The sequence below is a fragment of the Pseudomonas sp. HC1(2025) genome (assembly GCF_058742075.1).
Genome location: NZ_CP196017.1, coordinates 5,179,880 through 5,206,869 on the forward strand (window position 1 = coordinate 5,179,880; position 26,990 = coordinate 5,206,869).

The window sequence follows — 26,990 nt, forward strand, 5'->3', positions numbered from 1 at the left end:
TCTGTTTGGAACGATGGCTATTATCGACAGGCGTTGATGCCGTGCCGTTAGTATTTGCCAGAATCGTTGCATTTTGCGGGTTTGTAGCGCAACCGTCACTTACTAAGTGGCGTTGAGTGGCGCTGCTTCCTCTTCAATCTGTGGCACGCGCTGCGCGATTGACGGCACAAGGCTCAGGCGCCTTCAGAGGGAGTGCCGTTGGTAGGATCGTCGAAACTTTCGCGCCAGCACCACAGTCAGCCGTTAACGAACGGAGGCCACTGCCCCGCCAACCCACGGGAGCCACCATGGCTGTGATTCCAGAATGGGTGCCTGTCACGCCCAGCGCTGCCATCACCCGCTTCAAGGTGCTGACGGTCAATACCCACAAGGGCTTCACTGCCCTCAATCGACGCTTCATCCTGCCGGAGTTGCGCGAGGCGGTGCGCGGTGTGGCGGCCGACGTGGTGTTCCTGCAGGAGGTGCACGGCACCCATGAGCACCATCCCCGGCGCTACAGCAACTGGCCGAGCATGCCCCAGTATGAGTTTCTCGCCGACAGCATCTGGCCGCAGTTCGCCTACGGGCGCAACGCGGTGTATCCCCATGGTGACCATGGCAATGCGCTGCTGTCGAAATTCCAGATCATCCGCTATGACAACCTCGACATCTCCCAGAGCGGCCACGAAAGCCGCGGGCTGTTGCATTGCATCCTGCGCCTGCCCGGCACCGGGCAGGAGGTACATGCCATTTGCGTGCACCTGGGTTTGCGCGAGGTGCACCGCCAACAACAGCTGAAATTACTGGCCCAGCGGGTTGCCGAGATTCCCGGCGAAGCGCCGCTGATCGTCGCCGGTGACTTCAATGACTGGCGCCAGCGGGCCGACCTGAGCCGCAGCGGCCTTAAGGAAGTGTTCGTGCAGGCCCACGGCAAGCCGGCGCGTACGTTCCCGGCGCGCCTGCCACTGCTGGCGCTGGACCGCATTTATGTGCGCAACCTCAAGGCCCATCAGCCGCAAGTGCTGACGGCGCGCCCCTGGTCGCACCTGTCGGATCACGCGCCGCTGTCGGTGGAGATTGAGTTATGAACAGCGCCGTGGAACACATCGCCACCGACCAGCCACCGGATGACGCCAGGGCCAGGGATCTGGACTACGGCTGGCAGGCCGGTAACCAGGTGCAATTGCTGGAAAACGGCGAGGCGTACTTCCCCAAGGTGTTCGAGGCCCTGCGCCTGGCCCGCCAGGAAATCCTCCTGGAGACCTTTATTCTGTTCGAAGACAAGGTAGGCCATGAACTGCACGGGATTCTGATCGAAGCCGCGCAGCGTGGGGTGAAGGTGGTGGTCAGCCTCGATGGCTTTGGCTGCGGCGAACTGAGCCCCGGGTTTCTCGGCGAGTTGGCCCAGGCCGGGGTCACGGTGCAGATGTTCGACCCGGCGCCCAAGACCCTGGGGGTTCGTACCAACTGGTTTCGCCGCCTGCATCGCAAGATCGTGGTGGTAGACGCGGCAGTGGGGTTTATCGGCGGGATCAATTTTTCCGCCGACCATCTGGCGGACTTCGGCCCCGAGGCCAAGCAGGATTATGCGGTGCAGGTGATCGGGCCGGCGGTGGCGGACCTGCATCACTTTGCCCTCGCGCAAAGCGGCCGCCCGGTGCGCATGCGGCGCGGTTGGCGGCGCCGGCAACAACCTGCCTGGGCTGCGGTGGAAGGTGACGGCCTGGTGCGCCTGATCTACCGCGATAACCTGCAACACCGCTCGGATATCGAAGAAGCCTACCTGCACGCCCTGCGCCACGCCCGCCAGCGCGTGGTGATCGCCAATGCCTACTTCTTTCCCGGTTATCGCCTGCTGCGCGAATTGCGCAATGCCGCGCGGCGCGGCGTGCAGGTGCAGTTGATCATGCAGGGCCAGCCGGACGTGCTGCTGGCCAAGCTGGCGGCGCGCATGCTCTATGACTATCTGCTCAAGGAAGGCGTGGTGATCCACGAGTATTGCCAGCGCCCACTGCACGGCAAGGTGGCCCTGGTGGATGAGCAATGGAGCACCGTGGGCTCGAGCAACCTCGACCCGTTGAGCCTGTCGCTGAACCTGGAAGCCAACGTGCTGATTCGTGACCGAGGGTTCAATCAACTGTTGTTCGAGCGCCTGCAAGACCTGAGCCGCAACCACTGCAAGACCATGCCGGAAAACCGCAGCCCCCGCGGCTGGTTATGGCGGGTGACCGTGGGGTTTGTGGTGTTCCATGTGCTGCGCCATTTCCCGGCCTGGACCGGCTGGCTGCCCGCGCATAAACCGCGCTTGAAACCCTTTGTGCATCCATGAGCCAAGCCCGCGCGGATGATGCCCGCCCCCATGCGTTCAAACGCTGGAAGAAGCCGCTGACCGTCGCGTTCTTTGTGCTGCTGATCGTGCTGTTTACCCTGCTCGCGCGGCGTATCGACTGGAGCGAAGTGTTCGACACCCTCGGCGACTTCAAGCTGCGCACCCTGTGGATCGCAGCCGGGCTGACCCTGTGCAGCTTCCTCGTGTATGCGTGCTTTGACCTGATTGGCCGAACCTACATCCGCCAGCCCTTGCGCTGGAAACAGATCCTGCCGGTGGGCATCATCAGCTATGCGTTCAACCTCAACCTCAGCGCCTGGGTCGGCGGGATTGCCATGCGCTATCGGCTGTATTCGCGGCTGGGGGTGAGCAACAGCAACATCGCGAAAATCCTTGGCTTGAGCCTGGCCACCAATTGGTTTGGCTATATGGCCCTGGCCGGCGTGGTGTTCAGCAGCGGCCTGGTGACCATGCCGCCGGGCTGGAAGCTCAGTAGCGGCGCGTTGCAAGGTGTCGGGGTGTTGCTGGTATTGGCAAGCCTCGGCTATCTGGCTGCCTGTCAGTTCTCGAAGAAGCGCACCTGGTCGATTCGCGGGATCGAGATCAACCTGCCGTCGCTACGCATGGCGTGCCTGCAACTGGCGCTCGGCGCGCTGAACTGGTCGCTGATGGCAGCGGTGATTTTCACCTTGTTGCCGGCGAAGCTGGACTACCCGCTGGTGCTGGGGGTGTTGCTGATCAGTGCGATTGCCGGCGTGGTCACGCACATTCCGGCCGGCCTTGGCGTGCTGGAGGCGGTGTTTATCGCGCTGCTGCAACATGAGGCCTCACGGGGCAGCTTGCTCGCCGGTTTGATTGCCTACCGGGCGATCTATTTTATCTTGCCGCTGCTGATCGCCCTGGTGATGTACCTCGCGGTGGAGGCGAAGGCCAAGGCCTTGCGGGTGAAAAAAACACCGGCGTGAAACGCATCATTGGGATTGGATGATGCTCAACCGCTCGCCCACCACCATCTCGGTGATCCAGTCCACCAGGATCGAGGTGTAGGCCTGCTGGGATACCGGGTCACTCAATGAATGATCGCCACCGTCGATGATCCGGTGCGTCAGCGAATGGGTCTGCTGGCACGCAGCCCGGTAGCTCATGATGGTGGCGTGGGGTACATGGTCATCCGTTTGTGATTCGACAATCAGCACATCCCCGGTAAATGCAGCGCAGGCGTGCAGCGCGCGATTGGTCTCGGCCTGCACCAGGGTACTGCGGTAATCCATCAGGTCGGCTTTATCCAGGTCGCGCTTGGGGGTGCGCCATTGCTGGTCGCGATACAGCGCCGGCACCCGCAGTGCGAGCCAGCGCACCGGGCGCAATGAGGTGAGGATCGCCGCCAGGTAGCCACCATAACTGGTGCCCACCACCGCCACCGCCGAGGTATCGATGGCCGGGTGCGCCAGCAGTCGATCATAGGCCGCCAGCAAGTCCCGCAGGTTGTCGTCCCGGGTGACCCGCGACAAGGGAATGCCGTTGCCAGCATGCCCGCGCAGGTCAAAGGTCAGGCACACACAGCCAAGGCCGGCGATGCCCTTGGCCCGTTCCAGGTCACGCTCCTGGCTACCGCCCCAGCCATGCACAAACAACACCCCTGGCACTTTTGACTTGGGACTGAGGAAGGTGGCGCTCATCTGTTCGTCGTCGATATCAATGGTGATGGTTTCGCTTCTAGCCGTCATAGGATTTGACCGTTACGTACTTGAGAAGAAAGTCGCTGTTTTCTGCCGGGCCGCGGTAGATCTCGATGGCATTGGCGGGCAAGGACTGCTCGATATAGGTCTCTACGGACGAGACGCGAATCGCACGCAGGCCGGGGTCGTTGATAAAACTCTGCAATGCCGCCACCTCCGCGCTGCTGGCACCGCCCATGCGCCAGGATTGCTCGAGCACCCCGCTGCGGCGCTGGCCTTGGCTGTCCAGGCCCTAGGCGATGTCGTAATTGCGCCGCGAGGCATAGAAACCAGGATAGGCCTCATCGGCGGCGGTATCGAAGACGTGTGCCTGCTCAATGGCCAGGCGCACGTCATCGTTGAGCGCCAGGGCCAGCAATGCTTCGTAATAACCCGGCACCACCAGCAGGTCGGAGCCGCCGTAGACCGCCTCGCCCTGCCCGTCCTGGGTCAGGTATTGCTCGCCGCAGTAACTGAATACATGCCCGCCGATAAAGCTCTGGCCGACACTGTGGGTCACTACGTCCTGCAGGTCTTGCTCCAGCACCACGCCTTGGACGAACAGCTGCGCTGCATCGGCACGGGCGAGGATTGCATGCAATTGCTCGAGGTTGTCGACCACCTCCTGACCACGACCGGCGCAAGCATGTACCGGCTTCAGGCGAATCGGCCCGAGCGCCAGCAACTGGATGGCGGCAGCGCGGGCATCTTCCACGCCAAACACACTCCAGCCGTCGAGCACCACGGCGCGCACCCGCTCGGCAAACAGCGGCGACCAACCCTCGGGCGCCAGGGCAGCCGTGTCGTGCAAGCCATGGGTGATGGCCTTGGTGCAGATGAAATCGTGGTCCACATAACCGCCCCACAAATCCTCCGGCCCCTTCACCCCCAGGCTGAGTGCCTGGGCCGGCCCGACCAGGGTCTGGGTAGGCAGCAGGTACAGATCGGTATGGGCATGCAGCTCGGCGCTGTAGCTGCCGCCGTAGTCGAGCCCGAGGATCTGCGCCAGCCAGCGAGCGAGGGCGCGGTTGCTTTCCACTTCATGGAGTGGGGCATCGGGCCGGACCGAGTGCGCCACCACGATCTTTTTGCGGTTGGTCGGGGTCATGCGTCCCCCTTGGGCAAGGCTTGCGGGTGTGTATCGCAAAGGTTGCAGGGATCAGGCCAAGGCGCGACTCAGGCAAAGGGTTGGTGGATCAAGCGGTTAGGGGAAGAGCAGTGGCATTTGGCCTGCTTCATTTTGCACGAAGGGCGATGGAGCGGCCGGCGTTCTGCACGATCCAGGGCGCGCAGGCGATCAAAAATGTGGCGGCGGGCTTGCTCGCGCCCACATTGGTGGGGTGGCGTGTCCGGCAATCAAGCAGGGGCCTTCACGCCAAATCGGTTGCGGTAATCGCTGGGCGCAAGGCCGGTGATTTTCTTGAAGATCGCGCGAAAGGCGCTCGGGTCTTGATAACCCACGGTCCAGGCAATCTGATCAATAGTGGTATTGGTGAACTCAAGCATCTGCCGCGCCTTGCCGACCCGCAGGTGCTGGCAGTATTGGGTGGGTTTCAAGCCAGTGGCATTGCGAAAACGGCGTAGGAAGGTGCGCTCCTCCAGACCGGCCGCCTGGGCCATCGCCGCAAGCGAGACATCCACCGCACCACTGGCCTGCAACGCGTGCTGGACCTTGAGGATCGCTCCGTCACCATGGCTGAGGATCGGTGCAAAATTGCTGCCGCACTGGCTGGCGCTGTCGCTGTGCTCAATCACCAGAAAGCGCGCGGTGTCGGCGGCGATGCTGGGGCCCATGAGACGGTCGACCAGGCGCAGGCCCAGTTCGGACCAGGCCATCAGCCCGGCGGTGGTGATCAAGTCGCCGTCGTCCACTATGGGTTTGTCGGCCTCCAGGCGCACCGCAGGAAACCGGCTGGCGAAGGTGTTGGCCGAAGACCAGTGGGTAGTGGCGCTGCGCCCATCGAGCAAACCACTGCGCGCCAGCATGATCGAACCGATGCACACGCCTCCCAGCACGGTGCCGGCCGCATGCTGCTCGCGCAGCCAGTGCAGCAGCGCGGGCGGCGCCTGCTCTTCGCAAAACTCGCCAATCGACGGCGGCACCAGCACGGCCATCAAGGGTTGATCGGGGCCGGGCAGGCTGTCGAAACCTCGAACAGGGGTACCATCGTCATTGACCTGCCAGTGGCTGACACGTAACAAGGGCAACTGCTGGCTCTGATGCTCGGCGGCAATGCGATTGGCAACGCCAAACAAGTCGGTCAAGCCATGTACTGCGGCCATCTGCGCACCGCGATAAATCAGCACGCCGAACTCGACGATCGAGCGTTCCAGAGCCATTGTCAGTTTTCCCCCTGTTATTGTCGGTACGGCCAATCCCCGTGCCACGCGCCAGTCACGATACTGGGCGCATCAACCCATCACGAGAACATACACATGGCCAAGCAAGCACTTATCCTAATCGATATCCAGAACGACTACTTCCCCCAGGGCAAGTGGCCATTGACCGGCGTGGAAGCGGCGGCCGACAGGGCGCAACAGGTGCTCCAGGCATTTCGCCAGGCCGGCGACGCGGTGATCCACGTGCGTCATGAGTTCACCTCCGAGGATGCGCCCTTCTTCACCCCAGGCTCCGAAGGCGCACATATACATGCCAAGGTGCAGAACGAAAACGACGAGCCGGTGGTGCTCAAGCATTTTGTAAATGCGTTTCGCCAAACCAACCTGCGCGAGGTGCTGGAACAACGCAGTATCACCGACCTGGTGGTGGTCGGCAGCATGAGCCACATGTGCATTGACGCAGTGGTTCGGGCAGCAGCGGACTACGGCTACAACGTGACGGTGATCCATGACGCCTGTGCCACGCGCGACCTGGAATTCAATGGCAAGACCATTGCCGCCGCCCAGGTACATGATGCCTACATGGCATCGCTGGCATTTGCCTATGCCAGCGTGGTGTCGGCGGATGAGTTCCTGAAGACTGTCAGCGCGTAGCGATAATGAACAGCCGTGGAAACGGTAGCAACACTGTGCCATCGGCCAGGGCCGGGTAAGCCTCGCGGATGCGCGCCAGGTAGGCGTCGAGGAAGGCGCCTTTCGCGGCCTCATCCAGCGGCGCCAGGAATGGCCGCAAGCCCGTGCCCTTGAACCACTCCACCACCGCCTCATGACCGGTGAGCGGGTGGTAATAGGTGGTGTGCCATACATCCACGGTGCTGCAATGTTTGCTCAACAACTCGTAGTAGTAACTCGCCGGGTGACGCGCTTCATGTTTGACCGCGCCGATCTTGCCCGCCCAAGGGCCTTGCGCTGCCACCTCACGGGCCAGGCGGTGAGCCGGCTCGTTGAGGTTATCCGGGGTTTGCACCGCCAGCGTCCCGCCCGGCGTCAATTGCGCCACCAGGTGTGGATAAAGGCTGGCGTGGTCCGGCACCCATTGCAGTGAGGCGTTGGCGAGGATCACATCGAACTGTTGCGCAGGCTTCCAGGCGCCGATATCGGCCAATTCAAAGTTGAGTGCCGGCAACCGCTCGCGGGCACTAACCAGCATGTCCTGCGAGCTGTCCAAGCCGGTAATCGTCGCCTGGGGGAAACGCCCGGCCAACACCTCGGTGGAATTGCCCGGGCCACAACCCAGGTCGACCGCCGTTCGCACATCGCCCGCGGGGATGGCGGCGACCAGGTCCTGGACGGGACGGGTGCGCTGTTGTTCAAACATCGAATACTGCTTGGCAGACCAGGTCATCGGGGCTTCCTTCTTGGGTAAGGGAATGCGCTACAGCCTAAGTCTTGTGGCGCCCAGGGACAAATGCCAGGGCTCGGGACTTTTCCCACTCAAAAACAAGAAACCCCCGAGGCAAATGCCAGCGGGGGTTCCTGGTGTTACTGGATAGTCCGTGCCGAGGTGGCCTTAGAACGGAATATCATCATCAAAGCTATCGAAGTCAGCCGCTGGCTGCGGTGCCGCCTGCTGTGGCGCTGGACGCGACTCACGCTGTGGCTGCTGGCTTGGCTGCGGACGGGACTGCTGTGGACGCGGCGCCGAGTTGGACATGCCACCCTGGCCCTGTTGGTCGCCCTGTGGACGGCCGCCCAGCAGTTGCATGGTGCCTTGCATGTCGACCACGATTTCAGTGGTGTAACGCTTGATGCCGTCTTTTTCCCACTCGCGGGTCTGCAGTTTGCCTTCGATGTAGACCTGCGAACCCTTGCGCAGGTATTCACCGGCGATCTCTGCGACCTTGCCGAACATCGACACACGGTGCCATTCGGTTTTCTCGACCTTCTGGCCAGTCTGCTTGTCAGTCCACTGTTCGCTGGTCGCCAGACTCAGGTTGGTCACGGCGTTACCGTTAGGCAAGTAGCGAACTTCGGGATCCTGGCCGCATGTACCGACCAATATGACTTTGTTAACCCCACGGGCCATAACGTTCTCCTAGGCTGGGCGCGCTGTCGGCACTGGATTTACCAGTTGCTCGAGCGTCGCGCGATCCAATAGTTCGGTGTCCAATTTGATGTAAATGGCCGCCTCTTCAGCGACCACGACTGCATCTGTTACCCCTACGACGGCCTTCAGGCGCTCTACCAGACCGCTTTCACGGATCGCCTCGGGCGATAGCGGCAAACGCAGGCTTGTGACGTAGGGAGGTTCGCGCATGGTAACAGCAAAGACCAGCCAAAGTGCAGCCAGCCCGGCGCATCCGAGGAACACAACCGACAAACCGCCATGCTGGAACATCCAGCCGCCCATGATGCCGCCCAGCGCCGAACCGAGGAATTGGCTGGTGGAATACACCCCCATCGCCGTGCCCTTGCCGCCCGCCGGTGAAACTTTACTGATCAGCGAAGGCAGTGACGCCTCCAGCAGGTTGAACGCGGTGAAAAACACCACCGTGCCGATTACCAGCGCCCGTAGGCTGTCGCCGAACTGCCAGAAGAATAGTTCAGTGAGCATCAATGTCGCGACGGCGCCGAGCAAAACTCGTTTCATTTTGCGTTTCTTCTCGCCGTAGATGATGAACGGGATCATGGCGAAGAACGAAATCAGCAACGCGGTCAGGTAGACCCACCAGTGCTGCTCCTTGGGCAACCCGGCCTTTTCCACCAGCGCCAGGGGTAAGGCGACGAAGCTGCACATCAGCATGGCGTGCAATACGAAGATACCTAAATCCAGGCGCAACAGGTCGGGGTGCTTGAGCGTCGGCAGCAGCGCCTGTTTGGCCACGCCCGACTCACGGTGCTGCAGCGGCCCGGTGGAGCGCGGCACCATAAAGGCCACGATCAGGATGCCGAACAGCGCCATGCCACCGGTGGCCAGGAACAGGCCGTGCAAACCGAACGCACGAGTCAACAGCGGGCCAACCACCATCGCAACGGCAAACGAAAGACCGATGGTCATGCCGATCATGGCCATGGCCTTGGTGCGATGCTGTTCGCGGGTCAGGTCCGACAGCAGCGCCATCACCGCCGCGGAAATCGCCCCGGCGCCTTGCAGGATGCGTCCGGCGATCACGCCCCAGATCGAATCGGCATTGGCCGCCAGCACGCTGCCCAGGGCGAAGACGATCAACCCCAGGTAGATCACCGGCCGGCGGCCAATGCGGTCGGAAATGATCCCGAACGGAATCTGGAAAATCGCCTGGGTCAGGCCATAGGCGCCAATCGCCAGGCCGATCAGGGCCGGGGTCGCGCCAGCGAGGTCCATGCCATAGGTCGCCAGTACCGGCAACACCATGAACATGCCCAGCATACGGAAGGCGAACACCAGGGCTAGACCGCTTGCTGCTCGGGTCTCGCCGCTACTCATGCGTTCGCTGTGGGGATCGTGCATGGAAAAACCTCGTGTGAACCGGCGGCGATTCTACCAGTCCCATCGATTGAGAGGGTATATGCGGCGCTTTGCCGCGCAGCTTTCATGTAAGGCTGAAATGGGCAAATTGACAGTGTATATTCATCCAGTCTTTAGCCGTATACTCCTGCATTATTTATACGCCCGCCGTGCGAGGCCATCTTGGACAAGATCCTGATTCGTGGGGCTAGAACCCACAACCTGAAGAACATCGACCTGACCCTGCCCCGGGACAAACTGATTGTCATCACCGGCTTGTCCGGGTCCGGCAAGTCGTCGCTGGCGTTCGATACGCTGTATGCCGAAGGCCAGCGTCGCTATGTGGAGTCGCTGTCGGCCTACGCCCGGCAATTCCTGTCGATGATGGAAAAGCCTGATGTCGACACCATTGAAGGCTTGTCGCCAGCCATTTCCATCGAACAGAAATCGACCTCCCACAACCCGCGTTCCACCGTGGGCACCATCACCGAAATCTACGATTACCTGCGCCTGCTGTACGCACGCGTCGGTATTCCGCGCTGCCCGGACCACGACATCCCTCTGGAAGCGCAGACCGTCAGCCAGATGGTCGACCTGGTGCTGGCCCAGCCGGAAGGCGCCAAGCTGATGCTGTTGGCCCCGGTAATTCGCGAGCGCAAGGGCGAGCACCTGTCGGTGTTCGAAGAGCTGCGCGCCCAGGGTTTTGTCCGCGCCCGGATCAACGGCAAGCTCTATGAGCTGGATGAAGCACCAAAGCTGGATAAACAGAAGAAGCACACCATCGATGTGGTGGTCGACCGTTTCAAGGTGCGCGCCGATCTGCAGCAACGTCTGGCGGAGTCGTTCGAGACCGCGCTGAAACTGGCGAACGGTATCGCCCTGGTGGCGCCGATGGACGACGAGCCCGGCGAAGAAATCATCTTCTCCGCGCGCTTCGCCTGCCCGATCTGCGGCCATGCCATCAGCGAGCTGGAGCCCAAGCTGTTCTCCTTCAACAACCCGGCCGGCGCCTGCCCGACCTGTGATGGGTTGGGGGTCAAGCAGTTCTTCGACATCAAGCGCCTGGTCAATGGTGACCTGACACTGGCGGAAGGCGCGATACGTGGCTGGGACCGGCGCAATGTGTATTACTTCCAGATGCTCGGGTCATTGGCTGCCCACTATAAATTCAGCCTGGAAGTGCCGTTCAACGAACTGCCGGCCGAGCAACAGAAAGTCATCCTCCATGGCAGCGGCTCACAGAACGTCGACTTCAAGTACCTGAACGACCGTGGCGACATCGTCAAGCGCTCCCACCCGTTCGAAGGCATCGTGCCCAACCTGGAGCGCCGCTATCGGGAAACCGAGTCGGCCAGCGTGCGCGAGGAACTGGCCAAGTTCCTCAGCACCCAGCCCTGCCCGGATTGCCGCGGCACCCGCTTGCGTCGCGAGGCCCGCCACGTGTGGGTCGGCGAGAAGACCCTGCCGGCGGTGACCAACCTGCCGATCGGTGATGCCTGCGAATACTTCGCCGTACTGAAGCTGACCGGGCGACGTGGCGAGATTGCCGACAAGATCCTCAAGGAAATCCGCGAGCGCCTGCAGTTCCTGGTCAACGTGGGCCTGGACTATCTGTCCCTGGATCGCAGTGCCGACACCCTGTCCGGCGGCGAGGCCCAGCGCATTCGCCTGGCCAGCCAGATCGGCGCCGGCCTGGTGGGCGTGCTGTACATCCTCGACGAGCCGTCCATCGGCCTGCACCAGCGCGACAATGATCGCTTGCTGGGCACGCTCAAGCACCTGCGCGACATCGGCAACACGGTGATTGTGGTCGAACACGATGAGGACGCCATTCGCCTCGCGGACTACGTGGTCGATATCGGTCCCGGTGCGGGCGTGCATGGCGGGCATATTGTTGCCCAGGGCACCCCGGCCGAAGTCATGGCCCACCCGGACTCGCTGACCGGCAAGTACCTGTCTGGCCGGGTAAAAATCGAGGTGCCGGCCAAACGTACCCCACGGAATAAAAAACAGGCACTGCACCTCAAGGGCGCGCGCGGTAACAACCTGCGCAATGTCGACCTGGAAATCCCCCTGGGCCTGCTGACATGCGTGACCGGTGTATCCGGTTCAGGCAAGTCGACCCTGATCAACAACACCCTCTTCCCCCTCAGCGCCACGGCATTGAACGGTGCCACCACCCTGGAAGCAGCCGCCCATGACAGCATCAAGGGCCTGGAGCTGCTGGATAAAGTAGTGGATATCGACCAGAGCCCGATTGGTCGCACTCCCCGCTCCAACCCGGCGACCTATACCGGGCTGTTCACGCCGATACGCGAACTGTTCGCCGGTGTGCCGGAGTCCCGCTCCCGTGGTTATGGGCCTGGGCGGTTTTCCTTCAACGTCAAGGGTGGGCGCTGCGAAGCTTGCCAGGGCGACGGCCTGATCAAGGTCGAGATGCACTTTTTGCCGGACATCTACGTTCCGTGCGATGTGTGCAAGAGCAAGCGCTACAACCGCGAAACCCTGGAGATCAAGTACAAGGGCAAGAACATCCACGAAACCCTTGAGATGACTATCGAGGAAGCGCGGGTGTTCTTTGACGCGGTGCCGGCCTTGGCGCGCAAACTCCAGACCCTGATGGACGTGGGCTTGTCGTATATCAAGCTGGGGCAGTCGGCGACCACGCTGTCCGGTGGCGAGGCGCAGCGGGTGAAGCTGTCTCGCGAGCTGTCCAAGCGCGATACCGGCAAGACCCTGTATATCCTCGATGAACCGACCACCGGCCTGCACTTCGCGGATATCCAGCAATTGCTCGACGTGCTGCATCGCCTGCGCGACCACGGCAACACCGTGGTGGTGATCGAACACAACCTGGATGTGATCAAGACGGCCGACTGGCTGGTGGACCTGGGGCCGGAAGGCGGCTCCAAGGGTGGGCAGATTATTGCGGTGGGTACGCCGGAGCAGGTCTCCGAGATGCCGCAATCCCACACGGGCTACTATCTGAAGCCGTTGCTGGCGCGCGACCGGGCCTGACTCTTCAGGCCCAACAAAAAGCCCCTGTCACCGTAGCGGTGACAGGGGCTTTTTTATTGCCGGCGGAATCAGAACTGCGATTGCAGGTAATTTTCCAGGCCGATCAATTTGATCAGACCCAACTGCTTTTCCAGCCAGTAGGTGTGATCTTCTTCAGTATCGTTCAACTGTACGCGCAGGATTTCCCGGGTCACGTAGTCATTGTGCTTCTCGCAAAGCTCAATGCCTTTGCACAGTGCTGCACGAACTTTGTATTCCAGGCGCAAGTCGCTGGCGAGCATCTCAGGCACAGTGGTACCGGTATCCAGGTCGTCAGGACGCATACGCGGCGTGCCTTCGAGCATCAGGATACGGCGCATCAGCGCGTCGGCGTGCTGTGCCTCTTCTTCCATTTCGTGATTGATACGCTCGTAGAGCTCGGTAAAGCCCCAGTCTTCGTACATACGCGAGTGAATGAAATATTGGTCACGAGCTGCCAGTTCGCCCGTCAGCAACGTGTTGAGGTAATCGATTACGTCGGGGTGACCTTGCATCGCCCTACATCTCCCTACTTGAAAGACTGTAGTTTGAACCAAGCGGACCCGCAGGTCACGGGATGAACGGCATAAAAGTGATGTTTTTCGGAGAAAAGTAGCTGAAATAACGCAAAAACCGCCCAAATGAGGGCGGTTCTGCTTATCACTTAGAGTTAGTTAAGCGATACACCCAGTGCAGTTGCGATCCCTTCTCCATACGCCGGATCGGCCTTGAAAAAGTGCTGCAACTGACGCTGAACCACATCGCTGGAAACACCCGCCATCGCGCCGGCGATGTTGTTGATCAACAGCGCCTTTTGCTCAGCATTCATCAGGCGGAACAGCGCACCGGCGTGGCTGTAGTAATCCGTGTCTTCGCGGTGATCGTAGCGATCAGCTGCACCACTCAGAGCCAGCGCAGGTTCTGCGTACTGCGGCGCTTGTTTGGGGGCATCGGCGTAGCTGTTTGGCTCGTAGTTCGGGGCCGCGCCACCGTTGCTGCCGAACGCCATGGAACCGTCACGCTGGTAAGTATTGACGGGACTGCGCGGAGCATTCACCGGCAGGTGCTGATGGTTGGTCCCGATACGGTAGCGATGCGCATCGGCGTAAGCAAAGACACGCCCCTGCAGCATGCGATCTGGCGACAAACCGACACCTGGCACCATGTTGCTTGGACCGAACGCGGCTTGCTCCACTTCGGCGAAGTAGTTCTGCGGATTGCGGTTCAACTCCAGCTCGCCTACCTCAATCAACGGGAACTCTTTCTGAGACCAGGTTTTGGTCACGTCGAAGGGATTCTCGTAGTGCGCGTTGGCCTGGGCCTCAGTCATGATCTGGATACACACGCGCCATTTCGGGAAGTCGCCGCGCTCGATGGCCCCAAACAGATCGCGCTGAGCATAATCCGGATCGGTACCGGCCAGGCGCGCAGCATCGGCAGGCGCCAGGTTCTTGATGCCTTGCTTGGTCTTGTAGTGCCATTTCACCCAGTGACGCTCGCCATTGCCGTTGATCAAGCTGTAGGTGTGGCTACCAAAGCCATGCATGTGGCGGTAGCCGTCCGGGATACCCCTGTCCGAGAACAGGATGGTGACCTGGTGGAGCGCCTCAGGCGAATGCGACCAGAAGTCCCACATCATCTGCGCACTTTTCAGGTTGCTTTGCGGCAGGCGCTTTTGGGTGTGGATGAAATCGGGGAATTTCAGCGGGTCACGGATAAAGAATACCGGGGTATTGTTGCCAACGATGTCCCAGTTGCCTTCTTCGGTGTAGAACTTCAATGCGAAGCCACGTGGGTCGCGCTCGGTATCTGCGGAGCCGCGCTCGCCACCCACTGTCGAGAAACGCAGGAAGGTTGGCGTCTGCTTGCCAACAGCGTCAAACAGCTTGGCGCTAGTGTACTGGGTGATGTCCTTGGTGACCGTGAACGTGCCATAGGCTCCCGAGCCTTTGGCGTGTACACGACGCTCTGGGATGTTTTCGCGGTTGAAATGGGCAAGCTTCTCGATCAGATGAAAGTCGTCGAGCAACAGCGGGCCACGCGGACCTGCGGAACGGGAATTCTGGTTATCGGCAACGGGAGCACCGCTGGCGGTTGTAAGGGTTTTATTCTGGCTCATGCTCAATCTCCTCAGGTCAGTCTTGGAACTGCCGGCTAATCGGCTTGGAGGGAGTATTGACCAGGAAGATGACACCATCAAATTTATTAAATCATGCTTATCGATAGTTAATTACTAACGATGACTTGGCTCGCATAGCCAAAATTCAATCAATACCCGCCATGAACTTTTCTATCGCCCACAAAAAACCGGGCACTAGGCCCGGTTTTTCGTAGCAGACTGTCGTCTTACTCGGCGGATACAGCTTCGCCAGCAGTAGCACGATCAACCAACTCGACGTACGCCATAGGCGCGTTGTCGCCAGTGCGGAAACCGCACTTGAGGATGCGCAGGTAGCCACCCTCACGGGTAGCGTAGCGCTTGCCCAGGTCGTTGAAGAGCTTACCAACGATAGCTTTCGAGCGAGTACGGTCGAAAGCCAAACGGCGGTTAGCCAGGCTGTCTGTCTTGGCCAAAGTGATTAGCGGCTCAGCAACGCGACGCAGTTCTTTGGCTTTCGGCAGTGTAGTTTTAATCAGCTCGTGCTCGAACAGCGACACCGCCATGTTTTGAAACATGGCCTTGCGGTGCGAGCTGGTACGGCTCAGGTGACGACCACTTTTACGATGACGCATGGTTCATTCCTTACCAAACTCACGTTCGGTGATTACGACGATCAGGCAGTCGCCTTGTCGTCCTTCTTAAGACTTGCAGGCGGCCAGTTGTCGAGGCGCATGCCGAGGGACAGACCGCGGGAGGCCAGAACGTCCTTGATTTCAGTCAAGGATTTCTTGCCCAGGTTCGGAGTCTTCAACAGTTCTACTTCGGTACGCTGAATCAGGTCACCGATGTAGTAAATGTTTTCCGCCTTAAGGCAGTTAGCCGAACGTACAGTCAGTTCCAGATCGTCAACCGGGCGAAGCAGGATCGGATCGATCTCGTCTTCCTGCTCGATTACCACTGGTTCGCTGTCACCCTTGAGGTCGACGAACGCAGCCAACTGCTGTTGCAGGATGGTTGCAGCGCGGCGAATAGCCTCTTCAGGATCCAGAGTACCGTTGGTTTCCAGATCAATAACCAGCTTGTCCAGGTTAGTACGCTGCTCGACACGGGCGTTTTCCACCACGTATGCGATACGGCGAACCGGGCTGAACGAAGAGTCAAGCTGCAAGCGACCAATGCTGCGGCTTTCGTCTTCATCGCTCTGACGCGAGTCGGCCGGTTCATAACCACGACCACGAGCTACGGTGAGCTTCATGTTCAGGGCGCCGTTAGACGCCAGGTTAGCGATTACGTGATCGGGATTAACGATCTCGACATCATGATCCAGCTGAATATCGGCAGCGGTAACCACCCCCGAACCCTTCTTCGACAAGGTCAGCGTAACTTCGTCACGGCCGTGCAGCTTGATAGCCAGACCTTTAAGGTTCAACAGGATTTCAATTACGTCTTCCTGTACACCTTCGATGGCGCTGTACTCGTGGAGCACACCGTCAATCTCGGCCTCGACTACTGCACAGCCGGGCATTGAGGACAACAGGATGCGGCGCAGCGCGTTGCCCAGGGTGTGGCCAAAACCACGCTCGAGAGGCTCGAGAGTGATCTTGGCGCGGGTTGGACTGACAACCTGCACATCAATGTGGCGGGGTGTCAGGAACTCATTTACCGAAATCTGCATGGATGCACCTATTTTCTAGCCCTTACTTGGAGTAGAGCTCGACAATCAGGCTTTCGTTGATGTCGGCGGACAGATCACTGCGAGCAGGAACGTTCTTGAAAACGCCCGACTTCTTCTCAGTGTCTACTTCTACCCATTCTACGCGGCCACGTTGGGCACACAGATCGAGAGCTTGGACAATGCGAAGTTGGTTTTTTGCTTTCTCGCGAATCGCGACCACGTCACCAGCACGAACCTGGTAGGACGGGACGTTAACGGTTTGGCCGTTTACGCTAACGGATTTGTGCGATACCAGCTGACGGGATTCGGCACGAGTCGAACCAAAGCCCATACGGTATACAACGTTGTCCAGACGGCATTCGAGCAGTTGCAGCAGGTTTTCACCGGTTGCACCTTTCTTGCCAGCAGCTTCTTTGTAGTAGCCGCTGAACTGACGCTCGAGAACGCCGTAGATACGACGGACCTTCTGCTTTTCACGCAGTTGGGTGCCGTAGTCGGACTGGCGACCGCGGCGTTGGCCGTGGATACCAGGTGCTGCTTCAATGTTGCACTTCGATTCGATCGCGCGCACGCCGCTCTTCAGAAAGAGATCGGTGCCTTCGCGACGAGCGAGTTTGCATTTTGGACCAATGTAACGAGCCATTCTTTACAATCTCCTGGATTACACGCGGCGCTTCTTCGGCGGACGGCACCCGTTGTGCGGGATTGGCGTCACGTCGGTGATGCTGGCGATCTTATAGCCACAGCCGTTCAAAGCACGGACAGCAGACTCACGACCTGGACCTGGACCCTTAACGTTAACGTCGAGGTTTTTCAGGCCATATTCCAGCGCAGCTTGACCAGCACGTTCAGCAGCTACTTGAGCAGCAAACGGGGTGGACTTGCGGGAACCGCGGAAACCCGAACCACCAGAGGTAGCCCAAGAAAGCGCGTTACCTTGACGGTCGGTGATGGTCACGATGGTGTTGTTAAAAGATGCATGGATGTGGGCGATGCCATCAACCACTGTCTTTTTAACTTTTTTACGAGGACGAGCAGCAGGTTTTGCCATGATAATTTTCCTGTCGATTCGCTGGGGCGATTACTTGCGGATCGGCTTACGCGGACCTTTACGGGTACGCGCGTTAGTCTTGGTACGCTGACCGCGTACTGGAAGACCACGACGATGACGCAGACCGCGATAGCAACCGAGGTCCATCAAACGCTTGATTTTCATGTTGATTTCGCGACGCAGGTCACCTTCAGTGGTGAACTTCGCCACTTCGCCACGCAGCAATTCAATCTGCTCGTCGCTCAGATCCTTGATCTTAGCGGCTGGGTTTACCCCAGCAACTGCGCAAATTTTCTGCGCAGTAGTGCGACCAACACCATAGATGTAGGTCAGCGAGATAACAGTGTGCTTGTTATCTGGAATGTTAACGCCTGCAATACGGGCCATTCAGTGGGACTCCAATTGACAGCTACCTACGCCCCGGAAGCCAAGAAATAGGGCGCGAGATAATATCGCTGTAATAACAAATAATCAACCCGGCAGCGCACTAGCTGCCGGGCTTCAAGCGGATCACACTCAGCCTTGGCGCTGTTTGTGACGCGGTTCCGCGCTGCAAATTACTCGAACAACACCTTCGCGGCGAATAATCTTGCAGTTACGGCACAGCTTTTTCACCGATGCACGAACTTTCATCACCAACTCCTCGAACCTTATGGGGTACTCAGCGCAACATGCCGCTGCCGTAGCCCTTCAGGTTGGCTTTCTTCATCAGGGATTCGTACTGGTGCGAAACGAGGTGCGATTGTACTTGGGACATGAAGTCCATCACAACCACGACCACGATCAGCAACGAGGTCCCGCCAAGGTAGAACGGAACGTTTGCTGCAACCACCAGGAACTGGGGCAACAAGCACACGGCCGTCATATATAGAGCACCGAACAGGGTCAAGCGGGTCAGAACGCCATCAATGTAGCGCGCCGACTGCTCGCCTGGACGAATACCCGGAATAAAGGCACCGGACTTCTTCAGGTTTTCCGCTACGTCTTTCGGATTGAACATCAACGCCGTATAGAAGAAGCAGAAGAAAATAATCCCTGCACTAAACAGCAGAATATTCAACGGCTGACCAGGAGCGATCGACTGCGAGATGTCCTGCAACCAGCCCATACCTTCAGACTGACCGAACCAGGCACCCAACGAAGCCGGAAACAGCAAAATGCTGCTCGCGAAGATAGCAGGAATAACACCGGCCATATTCACTTTCAGCGGCAAGTGGCTGGTCTGCGCAGCGAAGACCTTGCGGCCCTGCTGACGCTTGGCGTAGTGAACAGCGATACGACGCTGACCACGCTCAATGAACACCACAAAACCGATAATCGCTACTGCCAGCAAACCGATGGCAACCAAGGCGAAGATATTGATATCACCCTGACGTGCAGACTCGAAAGACTGCCCGATTGCCCTCGGAAGACCGGCGACGATACCTGCGAAAATCAACATCGAGATACCGTTGCCAACACCACGTTCAGTAATCTGCTCACCCAGCCACATCATGAACATCGCACCAGCCACAAATGTGGTTACTGCAACGAAATGGAAGCCAAAGTCACCAGTGAACGCTACGCCCTGCCCCGCCAGACCAATGGACATGCCAATAGCCTGGACAAGAGCAAGAACGACAGTGAGGTAGCGGGTGTACTGGCTAATCTTGCGACGACCAGCTTCACCTTCCTTCTTCAACTGCTCCAGCTGCGGGCTGACGGCGCTCATCAACTGCATGATGATCGATGCCGAAATGTACGGCATGATCCCCAGTGCAAAGATGCTCATCCGCTCCAGCGCGCCGCCGGAAAACATGTTGAACAAGCTAAGAATGGTCCCCTCATTCTGTCGAAACAGGTCTGCGAGTCGGTCCGGGTTGATACCTGGAACCGGGATGTGTGCGCCTATTCGGTAGACGATAATCGCCAGGAACAGAAAACGCAGACGAGCCCAAAGTTCAGACATACCGCCTTTGCCGAGCGCTGAGAGAGCACCTTGCTTAGCCATTTATTCCTCGAACTTGCCGCCAGCTGCTTCGATAGCCGAACGCGCACCTTTGGTGGCGCCGATTCCCTTGCCGATAGTGACAGCGCGAGTCACTTCACCGGACAGCATGATTTTCACACGCTGTACGTTGACGTTGATCACGTTGGCATCTTTCAGGGTCTGCACGGTAACGATGTCGCCTTCCACTTTAGCCAGCTCGGACAGACGCACTTCTGCGCGGTCCATGGCCTTCAGGGAAACGAAACCGAACTTCGGCAGGCGACGATGCAGCGGCTGTTGACCGCCTTCAAAGCCTGGAGCGATGGTGCCACCGGAGCGGGAGGTTTGACCTTTGTGGCCACGGCCACCAGTCTTACCCAAACCGCTACCGATACCACGGCCCGGACGATGCTTTTCGCGACGGGAACCCGGCGCTGGACTCAGATCATTGAGTTTCATCGATTAACCCTCGACACGCAGCATGTAGTAAGCCTTGTTGATCATCCCGCGATTCTCGGGAGTATCCTGGACTTCTACAGTGTGACCGATGCGACGCAGACCCAAACCCTTAACGCACAATTTGTGGTTAGGGATGCGGCCGGTCATGCTTTTGATCAGCGTTACTTTAACGGTAGCCATGATCAGAAGATCTCCTTGACGCTTTTGCCACGCTTGGCGGCAATGGATTCAGGAGATTGCATAGCTTTCAAACCTTTGAAAGTGGCATGAACCACGTTTACCGGGTTAGTCGAGCCGTAGCACTTGGCCAGAACGTTCTGAACGCCAGCAACCTCGAGGACAGCACGCATAGCGCCGCCAGCGATGATACCGGTACCTTCAGAGGCAGGCTGCATGTACACCTTCGAAGCGCCGTGAGCGGACTTCATTGCGTACTGCAGGGTGGTGCCGTTCAGGTCAACTTGGATCATGTTGCGACGAGCAGCTTCCATTGCCTTCTGGATCGCAGCAGGCACTTCACGCGACTTGCCACGGCCGAAGCCAACACGGCCCTTACCATCACCAACCACGGTCAACGCGGTGAAGGTGAAGATACGGCCGCCTTTAACGGTTTTGGCTACGCGGTTAACTTGAACCAGCTTCTCAATGTAGCCTTCGTCGCGCTTTTGGTCGTTATTTGACATAACTTAGAACTCCAGCCCAGCTTCACGAGCAGCATCAGCCAGCGCTTTAACGCGGCCGTGGTACTTGAAGCCAGAGCGGTCGAAAGCCACTTGCGAGACGCCAGCGGCCTTAGCACGCGTAGCGACCAGCTGGCCAACCTTAGTGGCCGCGTCGATGTTGCCAGTGGCACCATCACGCAGTTCTTTATCCAAAGTCGAGGCGCTTGCCAGGACTTTGTTGCCGTCGGCCGAGATGACCTGGGCGTAGATGTGCTGCGACGAGCGGAACACGCAGAGACGCACGACTTCGAGTTCGTGCATTTTCAGGCGTGCTTTGCGAGCGCGACGCAGTCGAGTAACTTTTTTGTCGGTCATTTGCTATGCCCTACTTCTTCTTGGCTTCTTTACGACGGACGACTTCGTCCGCGTAGCGCACACCTTTGCCTTTGTACGGCTCTGGTGGACGGAAGTCGCGGATCTCGGCAGCCACTTGACCTACCAGCTGCTTATCGATGCCCTTGATCAGGATATCGGTCTGGCTAGGAGTTTCAGCGGTGATGCCTTCCGGCAGTTCGTAATCCACTGGGTGCGAGAAGCCAAGGGCCAGGTTCAAAACCGTGCCTTTTGCTTGCGCTTTGTAACCAACACCGACCAGCTGGAGCTTACGCTCGAAGCCTTGGCTTACGCCTTGGACCATGTTGTTTACCAACGCACGCGTGGTACCGGCCATTGCGCGAGTTTGTTGATCGCCATTGCGAGCAGCGAAACGCAGCTCACCAGCTTCTTCAACGATCTCAACGGACGAATGGATGTTCAGTTCAAGAGTACCCTTGGCACCCTTCACCGAAAGCTGTTGGCCTGCGAATTTTACTTCGACACCGGCTGGCAGCTTAACGGGGTTCTTAGCGACGCGAGACATGCTTATCCCCCCTTAGAACACAGTGCAAAGAACTTCGCCGCCGACACCGGCAGCGCGCGCAGCACGATCCGTCATCACACCTTTGTTGGTGGAGACGATAGACACGCCAAGACCGCCACGAACTTTCGGCAGATCTTCAACGGACTTGTACTGACGCAGGCCTGGACGGCTAACGCGCTTCACTTCCTCGATGACCGGACGGCCTTCGAAGTACTTCAGCTCGATGGACAGCAGTGGCTTGATTTCGCTGCTGATCTGATAACCCGCAATGTAGCCTTCGTCTTTCAGGACTTTGGCAACAGCTACCTTCAACGTGGAAGATGGCATGCTTACGACGGACTTTTCAGCCATCTGGGCATTACGGATACGAGTTAGCATGTCCGCTAACGGGTCCTGCATACTCATGGGCTAGACGCTCCTAATACAAAAAAATTAGCCTTGCGGCTACATATGTCACCGAGAATCTCCGGGCATAAAACACACGGGCTCAGGCGAGCCGCGTATTTTAGACACACTCCGGAAATGAAACAAGCCCCAAAAGGGGCTTGTTCCAGATTCTAGGCCACCGGCGGTCAGTATCTTGCGATCCTGGCCACCGAGACTTCGAAAGTACTTACCAGCTGGCTTTAACCAGACCTGGTACGTCACCACGCATTGCAGCTTCACGCAGTTTGTTACGGCCGAGGCCGAACTTGCGGTAAACACCGTGTGGACGACCGGTCAGGCGGCAGCGGTTACGCATGCGCGAAGCGCTTGCGTCACGTGGCTGCTTCTGCAGAGCTACTGTAGCTTCCCAACGCGCTTCTGGACTTGCGTTCAGATCAACGATGATAGCTTTCAGTGCTGCACGCTTCTTGGCGTACTTGGCAACCGTGAGCTGACGCTTCAGCTCGCGGTTTTTCATGCTCATCTTGGCCATGGTCCTACTCCAATCAGTTGCGGAACGGGAATTTGAACGCACGCAGCAGAGCGCGGCCTTCATCATCGTTCTTGGCAGTGGTGGTCAGGGTGATGTCCAGACCGCGGAGAGCATCGATCTTGTCGTAGTCGATTTCCGGGAAGATGATCTGCTCTTTAACGCCCATGCTGTAGTTACCACGACCATCGAAGGACTTGGCATTCAGGCCGCGGAAGTCGCGAACCCGAGGCAGGGAGATCGACAGCAGACGATCCAGGAACTCGTACATACGCTCACGGCGCAGAGTCACTTTGACACCGATCGGCCAACCTTCACGGACTTTAAAGCCAGCGATGGATTTCCGAGCGTAAGTCACAACGACTTTTTGACCGGTGATCTTTTCCAGGTCAGCAACAGCGTGCTCGATGACTTTTTTGTCACCGATCGCTTCGCCCAGACCCATGTTCAGGGTTATTTTGGTAACGCGCGGAACTTCCATCACGTTCGAAAGCTTAAGTTCTTCCTTAAGCTTCGGAGCGATTTCCTTCCGGTAAATCTCTTTTAGTCGTGCCATGGTCTTATCTACCTAGCAGTGTTCAAGCATCAACCGCTTTTTGGGTCGACTTGAAGACACGAATTTTCTTACCGTCTTCTACTTTGAAACCAACGCGATCAGCCTTGTTGGTTTCGCCGTTGAAGATGGCGACGTTAGAAGCGTGCAATGGCGCTTCTTTCTCGACGATACCGCCCTGTACGCCCGACGCGGGGTTTGGCTTGGTATGACGCTTGACCAGGTTCAGACCACCAATGACCAGACGGTCATCAGCAAGAACCTTCAGCACCTTACCGCGCTTACCTTTGTCTTTGCCGGCGATCACGATGATCTCGTCGTCACGACGAATCTTTTGCATGTCGGATCTCCTTACAGCACTTCTGGGGCGAGCGAGACGATCTTCATGAACTTCTCAGTACGAAGTTCACGGGTCACTGGCCCAAAGATACGGGTGCCGATCGGCTCTTGCTTGTTGTTCAGAAGAACAGCAGCGTTGCCATCAAAGCGGATAATGGAGCCATCAGCACGACGTACGCCGTGACGAGTGCGGACTACAACAGCAGTCATCACTTGGCCTTTTTTCACTTTACCGCGAGGAATTGCTTCCTTCACGGTAACTTTGATGATGTCACCGATACCAGCGTAACGACGATGGGAGCCACCCAGCACCTTGATGCACATAACACGGCGAGCGCCGCTGTTATCGGCCACATCGAGCATGGATTGAGTCTGAATCATATAATTTCTCCGACCCCTAGTCCTTAGACTTCCACAGCGCGTTCGAGAACATCAACCAGTGCCCAAGACTTGGTCTTGGCCAGCGGACGAGTTTCACGAATAGTGACTTTGTCGCCGATGTGGCACTGATTGGTTTCGTCGTGCGCGTGCAGCTTAGTCGAACGCTTAACATATTTACCGTAGATCGGGTGCTTAACGCGACGCTCGATCAAAACGGTGATGGTTTTGTCCATCTTGTCGCTGACAACACGGCCAGTCAGCGTACGGACAGTCTTTTCGGCTTCAGCCATGATCACTTACCTGCCTGCTGGTTGAGCACAGTCTTCACGCGAGCGATGTCACGCTTAACTTGCGAGAGCAGATGAGACTGCCCCAACTGGCCAGTTGCTTTCTGCATACGCAGATTGAACTGGTCGCGCAGCAGGCCGAGCAGTTGCTCGTTCAGCTGCTGTGCGGATTTTTCACGAAGTTCATTCGCTTTCATCACATCACCGTCCGTTTAACAAAGGCGGTGGCGAGCGGCAGCTTTGCAGCAGCCAGGGCAAAAGCCTCACGCGCCAGCTCTTCAGTTACACCCTCGATTTCATACAGGACTTTGCCTGGCTGAATCTGGGCTACCCAGTATTCCACGTTACCCTTACCTTTACCCATCCGAACCTCGAGAGGTTTTTTGGAGATCGGCTTGTCCGGGAATACACGGATCCAGATCTTGCCACCACGTTTTACGTGACGGGTCAGTGCACGACGCGCTGACTCGATCTGACGAGCGGTGAGACGACCACGAGCTACAGACTTCAGCGCGAACTCGCCGAAGCTGACTTTGCTACCGCGCTGAGCCAGACCACGGTTGTGGCCTGTCATCTGCTTGCGGAACTTCGTACGCTTAGGTTGCAACATTTGGCGTACCCCTTACTTAGCAGCTTTTTTACGAGGCGCTGGTGCTTGTGGTTTCAGTTCTTCTTGGCGACCACCAATTACTTCGCCCTTGAAGATCCAAACCTTTACACCGATCACACCGTAAGTGGTGTGAGCTTCGTAGTTGGCATAGTCGATGTCGGCACGCAGGGTGTGCAACGGCACACGACCTTCGCGATACCATTCAGTACGTGCGATTTCAGCACCGCCGAGACGACCGCTCACTTGGATTTTGATGCCCTTGGCACCAATGCGCATGGCGTTCTGTACAGCGCGCTTCATAGCACGACGGAACATTACGCGGCGCTCCAGCTGCTGAGCTACGCTCTGCGCAACCAGCATACCGTCGAGCTCCGGCTTGCGGATCTCTTCGATATTGATGTGCACAGGCACACCCATTTGCTTGGTCAGGTCCTGACGCAGTTTCTCAACATCTTCACCTTTCTTCCCGATAACGATACCTGGACGAGCGGTGTGGATGGTGATACGTGCAGTTTGGGCCGGACGATGGATATCGATACGGCTTACGGACGCGCTTTTTAGTTTGTCTTGGAGATACTCACGCACCTTCAGATCAGCGAACAAATAGTCCGCATAAGTCCGACCGTCTGCGTACCAGACGGAGGTGTGCTCCTTGACGATTCCCAGGCGAATGCCAATGGGATGTACTTTCTGACCCATCTCTTCGACTCCGTTACTTGTCAGCAACCTTGACAGTGATATGGCAAGACCGCTTGACGATGCGATCAGCACGGCCTTTGGCACGCGGCATGATACGCTTCAGCGAACGCCCTTCGTTGACGAAAACGGTGCTGACCTTCAGGTCATCAACGTCTGCGCCTTCGTTATGCTCGGCGTTGGCTACGGCCGACTCCAGCACTTTCTTCATGATCTCGGCGGCTTTCTTACTGCTGAAAGCCAACAAGTTGAGCGCTTCGCCCACCTTCTTCCCGCGGATCTGGTCGGCGACCAAGCGGGCTTTCTGGGCGGAGATTCGAGCGCCCGACAACTTAGCGGCTACTTCCATTTCCTAACCCCTTAACGCTTGGCTTTCTTGTCTGCCACGTGCCCACGATAAGTGCGGGTACCGGCAAACTCGCCCAGTTTGTGGCCGACCATGTCTTCGTTAACGAGAACTGGGACGTGCTGACGACCGTTGTGTACTGCGATGGTCAAACCGACCATTTGTGGCAGGATCATAGAACGGCGCGACCAGGTCTTAACTGGTTTGCGATCGTTCTTTTCCGCCGCCACTTCGATCTTCTTCAGTAGGTGAAGATCAATAAAAGGACCTTTTTTCAGAGAACGTGGCACTGTCGTATCCCTCTATTTACTTGCGACGACGGACGATCATTTTGTCGGTACGCTTATTACCACGAGTCTTCGCGCCCTTAGTCGGGAAGCCCCATGGCGATACCGGATGACGACCACCAGAGGTACGACCTTCACCACCACCGTGTGGGTGGTCAACCGGGTTCATGGCAACACCACGAACGGTTGGGCGAACGCCACGCCAGCGTTTGGCACCAGCTTTACCCAGCGAACGCAGGCTGTGCTCGGAGTTCGAGACTTCGCCCAGGGTCGCACGGCATTCAGCCAATACTTTACGCATCTCACCAGAACGCAGACGCAGGGTCACGTAGACACCTTCACGAGCGATCAGCTGAGCCGAAGCACCAGCGGAACGAGCGATCTGTGCGCCTTTACCTGGCTTCAATTCGATGCCGTGTACGGTGCTACCAACTGGAATGTTACGCAGTTGCAGAGCGTTGCCCGGCTTGATCGGTGCCAGGGCACCTGCGATCAGCTGGTCGCCAGCACTCACGCCTTTAGGCGCGATGATGTAGCGACGCTCGCCATCTGCGTACAGCAGCAGAGCGATGTGAGCAGTACGGTTTGGATCGTATTCGATACGCTCGACAGTGGCAGAGATGCCATCTTTGTCGTTGCGACGGAAATCGACCAGACGATAATGCTGCTTATGGCCACCACCGATGTGACGAGTGGTAATACGACCATTGTTGTTACGACCACCAGTCTTCGATTTCTTCTCGAGCAGCGGTGCGTGAGGAGCGCCTTTATGCAGCTCCTGGTTGACCACCTTGACCACAAAACGGCGGCCAGGGGAAGTCGGTTTGCATTTAACGATTGCCATGATGCA

General features: G+C 58.2%; 36 protein-coding genes and 1 pseudogene. 5 read left to right on the top strand and 32 right to left on the bottom strand.

All coding sequences use genetic code 11. The features are described from left to right. Positions 1–287: 287 nt before the first annotated feature. From ACSSVH_RS23245 to ACSSVH_RS23255, 3 genes are read left to right on the top strand one after another with little or no spacing between them, the layout of a single operon-like run. Positions 288–1,067 (top strand): endonuclease/exonuclease/phosphatase family protein, encoded by a 780-nt coding sequence (locus tag ACSSVH_RS23245; protein WP_170041640.1) that lies wholly within the window; start codon positions 288–290, stop codon positions 1,065–1,067. Continuing rightward, entirely contained in the window at positions 1,064–2,308 is a 1,245-nt protein-coding gene (clsB, locus tag ACSSVH_RS23250) for a cardiolipin synthase ClsB (protein ID WP_492633793.1), read from the top strand. Before ACSSVH_RS23245 ends, clsB begins: the two co-directional genes overlap by 4 nt. Next, the gene (locus tag ACSSVH_RS23255) at positions 2,305–3,273 is read left to right on the top strand and encodes a lysylphosphatidylglycerol synthase domain-containing protein (protein WP_492633794.1); all 969 of its coding nucleotides are present in this window, start codon (positions 2,305–2,307) and stop codon (positions 3,271–3,273) included. Before clsB ends, ACSSVH_RS23255 begins: the two co-directional genes overlap by 4 nt. A gap of 6 nt (positions 3,274–3,279) precedes the next feature. Here ACSSVH_RS23255 and ACSSVH_RS23260 read toward each other — a convergent pair whose 3' ends face one another. The 3 genes and pseudogenes from ACSSVH_RS23260 to ACSSVH_RS23270 form a co-directional block, all read right to left on the bottom strand. Further along, a complete protein-coding gene (locus ACSSVH_RS23260; RefSeq protein ID WP_492633795.1) occupies positions 3,280–4,035 on the bottom strand; it encodes an alpha/beta hydrolase family protein in 756 nt (251 codons plus the stop codon). After that, positions 4,025–5,134 (bottom strand): annotated as a pseudogene (locus ACSSVH_RS23265) (DUF3182 family protein). The gene ACSSVH_RS23260 and the pseudogene ACSSVH_RS23265 overlap by 11 nt, the downstream one beginning before the upstream one ends. Positions 5,135–5,382: 248 nt before the next feature. Beyond that, on the bottom strand, positions 5,383–6,366 hold the full coding sequence (locus ACSSVH_RS23270; protein WP_492633796.1) for a GlxA family transcriptional regulator: 984 nt from the start codon (positions 6,364–6,366) through the stop codon (positions 5,383–5,385). Between the two features lie 96 nt (positions 6,367–6,462). Between ACSSVH_RS23270 and ACSSVH_RS23275 the strand changes: the two genes are divergently transcribed. Next, a complete protein-coding gene (locus ACSSVH_RS23275) occupies positions 6,463–7,020 on the top strand; it encodes a cysteine hydrolase family protein (protein ID WP_169951366.1) in 558 nt (185 codons plus the stop codon). On the opposite strand, the gene tam is transcribed toward ACSSVH_RS23275, so the two are convergent. The 3 genes from tam to ACSSVH_RS23290 all read right to left on the bottom strand — a co-directional run bounded on the left by tam (position 7,010) and on the right by ACSSVH_RS23290 (position 9,856). Further along, positions 7,010–7,771 carry a trans-aconitate 2-methyltransferase gene (gene tam / locus ACSSVH_RS23280; RefSeq protein WP_492633797.1) on the bottom strand — a complete coding sequence of 254 codons (762 nt, stop codon included), beginning with the start codon at positions 7,769–7,771 and terminating at the stop codon, positions 7,010–7,012. The two genes, ACSSVH_RS23275 and tam, sit on opposite strands and share 11 nt — an antisense overlap. 165 nt (positions 7,772–7,936) lie before the next feature. Then, positions 7,937–8,452: a single-stranded DNA-binding protein gene (locus ACSSVH_RS23285; protein ID WP_017849542.1), complete on the bottom strand. Its 516-nt coding sequence runs from the start codon at positions 8,450–8,452 to the stop codon at positions 7,937–7,939. A gap of 9 nt (positions 8,453–8,461) precedes the next feature. After that, the gene (locus ACSSVH_RS23290) at positions 8,462–9,856 is read right to left on the bottom strand and encodes an MFS transporter (RefSeq protein WP_169951370.1); all 1,395 of its coding nucleotides are present in this window, start codon (positions 9,854–9,856) and stop codon (positions 8,462–8,464) included. A gap of 180 nt (positions 9,857–10,036) precedes the next feature. On the opposite strand from ACSSVH_RS23290, the gene uvrA reads away from it, so the two are divergent. Next, positions 10,037–12,871, top strand: a complete 2,835-nt coding sequence (gene uvrA, locus ACSSVH_RS23295; protein WP_492633798.1) for an excinuclease ABC subunit UvrA — start codon at positions 10,037–10,039, stop codon at positions 12,869–12,871. 68 nt (positions 12,872–12,939) lie between these two features. Here the strand turns inward: uvrA and bfr are convergent, their stop codons facing one another. The 26 genes from bfr to rplB form a co-directional block, all read right to left on the bottom strand. Next, a complete protein-coding gene (gene bfr / locus ACSSVH_RS23300; RefSeq protein ID WP_029299402.1) occupies positions 12,940–13,404 on the bottom strand; it encodes a bacterioferritin in 465 nt (154 codons plus the stop codon). A gap of 155 nt (positions 13,405–13,559) precedes the next feature. Beyond that, entirely contained in the window at positions 13,560–15,008 is a 1,449-nt protein-coding gene (locus ACSSVH_RS23305) for a catalase (RefSeq protein ID WP_492633799.1), read from the bottom strand. 227 nt (positions 15,009–15,235) lie between these two features. Next, positions 15,236–15,622: a 50S ribosomal protein L17 gene (gene rplQ / locus ACSSVH_RS23310; RefSeq protein WP_007918448.1), complete on the bottom strand. Its 387-nt coding sequence runs from the start codon at positions 15,620–15,622 to the stop codon at positions 15,236–15,238. 41 nt (positions 15,623–15,663) lie between these two features. Beyond that, positions 15,664–16,665 (bottom strand): DNA-directed RNA polymerase subunit alpha, encoded by a 1,002-nt coding sequence (locus ACSSVH_RS23315; RefSeq protein WP_003176403.1) that lies wholly within the window; start codon positions 16,663–16,665, stop codon positions 15,664–15,666. A 22-nt stretch (positions 16,666–16,687) separates the two neighbouring features. After that, entirely contained in the window at positions 16,688–17,308 is a 621-nt protein-coding gene (rpsD, locus tag ACSSVH_RS23320; protein ID WP_003210056.1) for a 30S ribosomal protein S4, read from the bottom strand. Between the two features lie 18 nt (positions 17,309–17,326). Further along, entirely contained in the window at positions 17,327–17,716 is a 390-nt protein-coding gene (gene rpsK, locus ACSSVH_RS23325; protein WP_002555466.1) for a 30S ribosomal protein S11, read from the bottom strand. A gap of 30 nt (positions 17,717–17,746) precedes the next feature. Continuing rightward, on the bottom strand, positions 17,747–18,103 hold the full coding sequence (rpsM, locus tag ACSSVH_RS23330) for a 30S ribosomal protein S13 (RefSeq protein WP_024077676.1): 357 nt from the start codon (positions 18,101–18,103) through the stop codon (positions 17,747–17,749). A gap of 129 nt (positions 18,104–18,232) precedes the next feature. Next, positions 18,233–18,349: a 50S ribosomal protein L36 gene (rpmJ, locus tag ACSSVH_RS23335; RefSeq protein WP_002555468.1), complete on the bottom strand. Its 117-nt coding sequence runs from the start codon at positions 18,347–18,349 to the stop codon at positions 18,233–18,235. Positions 18,350–18,377: 28 nt separating this feature from the next. Then, positions 18,378–19,706 carry a preprotein translocase subunit SecY gene (gene secY, locus ACSSVH_RS23340; protein ID WP_053125863.1) on the bottom strand — a complete coding sequence of 443 codons (1,329 nt, stop codon included), beginning with the start codon at positions 19,704–19,706 and terminating at the stop codon, positions 18,378–18,380. Then, the gene (gene rplO / locus ACSSVH_RS23345; RefSeq protein WP_003176407.1) at positions 19,707–20,144 is read right to left on the bottom strand and encodes a 50S ribosomal protein L15; all 438 of its coding nucleotides are present in this window, start codon (positions 20,142–20,144) and stop codon (positions 19,707–19,709) included. Between the two features lie 3 nt (positions 20,145–20,147). Continuing rightward, positions 20,148–20,324: a 50S ribosomal protein L30 gene (rpmD, locus tag ACSSVH_RS23350; protein WP_003176408.1), complete on the bottom strand. Its 177-nt coding sequence runs from the start codon at positions 20,322–20,324 to the stop codon at positions 20,148–20,150. A 2-nt stretch (positions 20,325–20,326) separates the two neighbouring features. Next, positions 20,327–20,827 carry a 30S ribosomal protein S5 gene (rpsE, locus tag ACSSVH_RS23355; RefSeq protein ID WP_003186035.1) on the bottom strand — a complete coding sequence of 167 codons (501 nt, stop codon included), beginning with the start codon at positions 20,825–20,827 and terminating at the stop codon, positions 20,327–20,329. A 3-nt stretch (positions 20,828–20,830) separates the two neighbouring features. Further along, positions 20,831–21,181: a 50S ribosomal protein L18 gene (gene rplR / locus ACSSVH_RS23360; RefSeq protein ID WP_003186037.1), complete on the bottom strand. Its 351-nt coding sequence runs from the start codon at positions 21,179–21,181 to the stop codon at positions 20,831–20,833. Positions 21,182–21,191: 10 nt separating this feature from the next. Next, entirely contained in the window at positions 21,192–21,725 is a 534-nt protein-coding gene (rplF, locus tag ACSSVH_RS23365) for a 50S ribosomal protein L6 (protein ID WP_003176412.1), read from the bottom strand. Between the two features lie 12 nt (positions 21,726–21,737). Then, the gene (gene rpsH, locus ACSSVH_RS23370) at positions 21,738–22,130 is read right to left on the bottom strand and encodes a 30S ribosomal protein S8 (protein ID WP_017848802.1); all 393 of its coding nucleotides are present in this window, start codon (positions 22,128–22,130) and stop codon (positions 21,738–21,740) included. Between the two features lie 208 nt (positions 22,131–22,338). Then, a complete protein-coding gene (rpsN, locus tag ACSSVH_RS23375) occupies positions 22,339–22,644 on the bottom strand; it encodes a 30S ribosomal protein S14 (RefSeq protein WP_003176414.1) in 306 nt (101 codons plus the stop codon). A gap of 13 nt (positions 22,645–22,657) precedes the next feature. Then, the gene (rplE, locus tag ACSSVH_RS23380; RefSeq protein WP_003210069.1) at positions 22,658–23,197 is read right to left on the bottom strand and encodes a 50S ribosomal protein L5; all 540 of its coding nucleotides are present in this window, start codon (positions 23,195–23,197) and stop codon (positions 22,658–22,660) included. 22 nt (positions 23,198–23,219) lie between these two features. Then, complete coding sequence (gene rplX / locus ACSSVH_RS23385; RefSeq protein ID WP_029299388.1) at positions 23,220–23,534, bottom strand: 50S ribosomal protein L24; 315 nt, start codon at positions 23,532–23,534, stop codon at positions 23,220–23,222. Positions 23,535–23,545: 11 nt separating this feature from the next. Further along, a complete protein-coding gene (gene rplN / locus ACSSVH_RS23390; RefSeq protein ID WP_002555479.1) occupies positions 23,546–23,914 on the bottom strand; it encodes a 50S ribosomal protein L14 in 369 nt (122 codons plus the stop codon). Positions 23,915–23,937: 23 nt separating this feature from the next. Then, positions 23,938–24,204 (bottom strand): 30S ribosomal protein S17, encoded by a 267-nt coding sequence (rpsQ, locus tag ACSSVH_RS23395; RefSeq protein WP_003176419.1) that lies wholly within the window; start codon positions 24,202–24,204, stop codon positions 23,938–23,940. A gap of 2 nt (positions 24,205–24,206) precedes the next feature. Continuing rightward, the gene (rpmC, locus tag ACSSVH_RS23400; RefSeq protein ID WP_002555481.1) at positions 24,207–24,398 is read right to left on the bottom strand and encodes a 50S ribosomal protein L29; all 192 of its coding nucleotides are present in this window, start codon (positions 24,396–24,398) and stop codon (positions 24,207–24,209) included. Continuing rightward, complete coding sequence (rplP, locus tag ACSSVH_RS23405; protein ID WP_003232424.1) at positions 24,398–24,811, bottom strand: 50S ribosomal protein L16; 414 nt, start codon at positions 24,809–24,811, stop codon at positions 24,398–24,400. The genes rpmC and rplP overlap by 1 nt, the downstream gene beginning before the upstream one ends. Positions 24,812–24,823: 12 nt before the next feature. Then, positions 24,824–25,510, bottom strand: coding sequence for a 30S ribosomal protein S3 (gene rpsC / locus ACSSVH_RS23410; protein WP_003176422.1), 687 nt, complete (start codon positions 25,508–25,510; stop codon positions 24,824–24,826). A gap of 13 nt (positions 25,511–25,523) precedes the next feature. Further along, a complete protein-coding gene (gene rplV / locus ACSSVH_RS23415) occupies positions 25,524–25,856 on the bottom strand; it encodes a 50S ribosomal protein L22 (protein ID WP_003103908.1) in 333 nt (110 codons plus the stop codon). Between the two features lie 11 nt (positions 25,857–25,867). Beyond that, positions 25,868–26,143, bottom strand: a complete 276-nt coding sequence (rpsS, locus tag ACSSVH_RS23420; protein WP_002555486.1) for a 30S ribosomal protein S19 — start codon at positions 26,141–26,143, stop codon at positions 25,868–25,870. Positions 26,144–26,159: 16 nt separating this feature from the next. Continuing rightward, positions 26,160–26,984 (bottom strand): 50S ribosomal protein L2, encoded by an 825-nt coding sequence (gene rplB / locus ACSSVH_RS23425; protein ID WP_003176423.1) that lies wholly within the window; start codon positions 26,982–26,984, stop codon positions 26,160–26,162. Positions 26,985–26,990: the final 6 nt, after the last annotated feature.